Below are 3540 nucleotides of genomic sequence, written 5' to 3' on the forward strand. Positions count from 1 at the left end.
TTTTGCGATGACATCTGTGCTTCTCCTTGGTTCCATAGTTACCAAGCAAAGCGTCTATAAATCTAGGGGCATCTCATGTTGTCCTTCTTTGATGAAAGCCGCTCATATTCCTCAACCGACAAAACGACGACGACCGGCCTGCCGTGTTTCTCTATCACCACGGGTTCAGCCCGTGCGGTGTCGAGGAGCAAGCCAAAGCCGTTCTTGGCCCCTTTGGCTGACATTGATTTCATGGCACATCCTTGCAAGCCATTTGGGCCATTTTGTCCACTTTGGTGGCGACACGCAAGGATTGATCGTATGGCGAGATGATCTCGCGGTTAAAGAGGCGGGTGTACCGCACGGTGTGCGGCGGTTTTCCATTAGATGTCCCGATCCAAGAATGCCCGGCGGGCTGGCTCGGACGGCTGAGCGGCTTCCCGCCCATCCTGACATGAGGCACACCGCTTATCGTCCGGTGCCGGACGATGGTGACAGCGGCGGCCTTTGCCTTTGGTTCCGTCCAGGTCCCTTGACGCCCCACGGGCTGGCCCTGACGGCTCTTGAAGCTGCCTTCCGAGCCTGACGGAGTGGGGGGAGGTTAGGCGTCCAGCCTCCTGCCGGAGTCGTCTTCCTTGCTTTGATCTTTGCGCTTCGGCCTTCGCACATTGATCGCCGACGCATCGAGCGTCGTGGCGATGTGCGAGGCGTAGTATTTCTCGATCATCTCGACGCTGGTGCGGCAGTTTTTTGCGATCTGGTAGATGTCGGCACCTTCGAGGAGCCGGAAACAGATATAGGTGTGGCGCAGGCTGTAGGCCGTGCGGGCCTTGCCGTTGCGGTCGAACTTGAGATTGTTCTCGGTCAGGATGCGGTTGAACATCTTTTTGTATTCGGTCGGAAACAGCCGGTCGCCGGGTTTCGGCCGGTTCCGGGCACGCATGCGCTCGAAGGGCGGGACTGCACCCGGCATGCTCCTGCAATAGTCCGCGCCGCGCCTGCCGCGCAACGCGATTTCGAGAATGCGCGCGCCGTTGTCGTCGTCGTCAACGATTGTCACGTCACGATATACGAGCATATTGGCTTCGTCCGGGCGCAGCCCGGTATGCGCCATCAACAGCACGAAGTCGTGCAACTGCTCGGCATGCCATTTGTAACGCCCGTTCTTCGGTCGGGCGGCGTTCCTGCCTGTGGCCTCGCAGAGTGCCGCGAATTCTTCAGGCGTGAACCACGTCCTGGGTTCGGTTTTAGTTTTCGCCTGATATGGGTCGGAAAGATCGGGAATCGTCTCAATCCAGCCGTAACGCTGCGCGGCTTTGAGAACCATGCGCAGCGTTACGATTTCATTGTGGATCGTGCTGCGGGCGGGCGACCTCCACGGCTTTGCCTCGCCGCCGATATCTTTGCCGTCATCGCCCTTGCCGTCGTGGCCCGGTTCGGTCAGCCGGTGCGCGCGATAGTCCTGCACGGTGCCGGCGGTGATTTCCTCGACGGGCATGCCGCCGAAATACGGTACCAGGTGCAGCCTCAAACGGTCCTTGTGGCCCCGGATCGAATTTCCGCTGCGGCGGCCCTGGTTGATCGTCTCGTATTCCTGTTCGAACACGCGGGCGGTCTCGGCGAAACTCTTGCCAACGCGGTGCTTGACGCCGAGGCCGTCGCAGATCGCCTTGTACCACGCGACGGCGAATTCCTTCGCCGCTGCGAGGTCTTTCCGTTTCGTCGTCTTGCGGTATTCCTTGCCGTCGATGAAAGTCGAGCAATGCCAGCGCCCACCTTCGGCGCGGCGATAGAGACGCACCTTGTCATCCAATATCCTGTGTATTGTCATGCACTCTCCCTGTTGTGCTTGTTGTCGAGAGTTGCTTGTGTCGCGATCACGCGACCTCATCCTGCCGCTTCTTCGCTGATCGAAGTCTCGGCTTTTCCCATCCGGCTGAACGGCTGCCCTCTCAGCCAGACATGGGCGGTGCGCCGCTTATCATCAGGTTCCTGACGATGGCGATAGCGGCGACCTTGGTCCCGTCCAGGTCCTTTGACGCCCCACGGGCTGGCCCTGACGGCTCTTCGAAGCTGCCTTCCGAGCCTGGCGGGGTGAAAGGGCGTTAAGCCTCCGGCCTTCTGCCGGAATCGTCTTCCTGTTTATCCTGATCCCTGCGCGTCGCTCTCTCGCGCCGGACATTAACGAGGGACGTGTCGATCATATCCTTCAGGTGCGCCGCGTAATGCTTCTCAATCATCTCGACGCTGGTGCGGCAGTTCTTGGCGACCTGATAAATGTCGGCACCTTCAAGAAGGCGGAAGCAGATATAGCTGTGACGCAGGCTGTAGGCTGTGCGGGCCTTGCCGTTGCGGTCGAATTTCAGCTTGGCGTCCGTCAGGACGCGATTGAACATCTTCTGGTATTCGCTCGGGAACAAAAGGTCGGTCAGCTCCGGCGGCGCTGTCCGGACCCCGTCCGTATCGCTCTCGTCTGAGTCCGGATCGACGGGCCGTTCCCGGTCGCGCAAACGCTCGAACGGGCGCACCGCGCCCGGCATGCTTTTGCAGTAGCCGACGCCGCGCTTGCCGCGCACCTCGATTTCGAGGATGCGATCACCGCTCCACTCGTCCGTGACGATCTCTACGTCACGGAATTCCAGCTGTTTGACCTCATCCGGGCGCAGCCCGGTGTTGGCCATGAACAGCACAAAGTCGTGCAGCTGCTCGGCATGCCATGTGTAGCGCTTCTTTTTCGGCTCGGCGGCGTTCTGTCGGGTCGCCTCGTAGAGCTGCTTGTACTCCTTCGGCGTGAACCACGGCCGGTGTTCCACCTTGCTTTGCCGCCGGTAGGGATCGGACGTGTCGGGCAGGGTCTCCAGCCAGCCATGACGTTTTGCCGTCTTGAGAACCATGCTCAACGTGACGACTTCGTTATGGATGGTATTGCGGGCCGGTGGCTTCCACGGGCGGCCCTGCTCTTCTTCGTTCCAGTCTTCCGGTTCCGTCATCCGGTGCACGCGATATTCCTGGATCGCGCCTTCCGTGATTCCGGAGAGGACCTTGTTGCCGAAATACGGCATCAGATGAAGGCGGATGCGGTCCTTGTGGCCCTGCACCCATTTGGGGCTGCGGTGTCCACGCGTGGACGCTTCATATTCCTTCTCGAACACCGTCGCGGCTTGGGCGAAGGTCTTGCCGGTCTTCAATGTACCGGCGCGCGCCTTGGCGCGCAGTTCGAGATACCAGTCTTCAGCAAACTCCTTGGCTTGGGCGAGGCTTTCTTCCTTCGTGCTGGTGCGGCGGTTCCTGCCTTCGAGGAAGGTCGAGCACTGCCAGAATCGGCTGTTTTCGCGTTTGTAGAGATTGAGTTTGCCGCCCATGAGCTTGTGAGTCGGCATGTGAAATTCCCTTACAGTGAATATGCGTCACAATGTGTAACGAATGAGTCACTGTAAAATGCATAAAAAAAGAGGTCAAGCTTTCGCCTAACCTCTTGATTTTATTGGTTGCGGGGGTAGGATTTGAACCTACGACCTTCAGGTTATGAGCCTGACGAGCTACCGGGCTGCTCCACCCCGC

3 protein-coding genes are annotated in these 3540 nt (G+C 59.4%); all 3 read right to left on the reverse strand.

The annotated features are described in order from the left end of the window. Nucleotides 1-62 precede the first annotated feature (62 nt). Nucleotides 63-233: a type II toxin-antitoxin system Phd/YefM family antitoxin gene (locus tag QK300_RS13440; protein WP_281301756.1), complete on the reverse strand. Its 171-nt coding sequence runs from the start codon at nt 231-233 to the stop codon at nt 63-65. A 347-nt stretch (nt 234-580) separates the two neighbouring features. Next, nucleotides 581-1792, reverse strand: coding sequence for a hypothetical protein (locus QK300_RS13445; protein ID WP_281320860.1), 1212 nt, complete (start codon nt 1790-1792; stop codon nt 581-583). 292 nt (nt 1793-2084) lie between these two features. Next, nucleotides 2085-3359: a site-specific integrase gene (locus QK300_RS13450; RefSeq protein WP_281301754.1), complete on the reverse strand. Its 1275-nt coding sequence runs from the start codon at nt 3357-3359 to the stop codon at nt 2085-2087. Between the last annotated feature and the right edge of the window lie 181 nt (nt 3360-3540).

Origin of the sequence: Iodidimonas sp. MBR-22, from assembly GCF_029946565.1 — a bacterium.
Lineage (GTDB): Bacteria > Pseudomonadota > Alphaproteobacteria > Sphingomonadales > Rhodothalassiaceae > Iodidimonas > Iodidimonas nitroreducens.

What these genes read in the sequence shown, in the direction of transcription:
- QK300_RS13440 (WP_281301756.1), bottom strand. Translation starts at nt 233, where the DNA reads ATGAAATCAATGTCAGCCAAAGGGGCCAAGAACGGCTTTGGCTTGCTC.
- QK300_RS13450 (WP_281301754.1), bottom strand. Translation starts at nt 3,359, where the DNA reads ATGCCGACTCACAAGCTCATGGGCGGCAAACTCAATCTCTACAAACGC.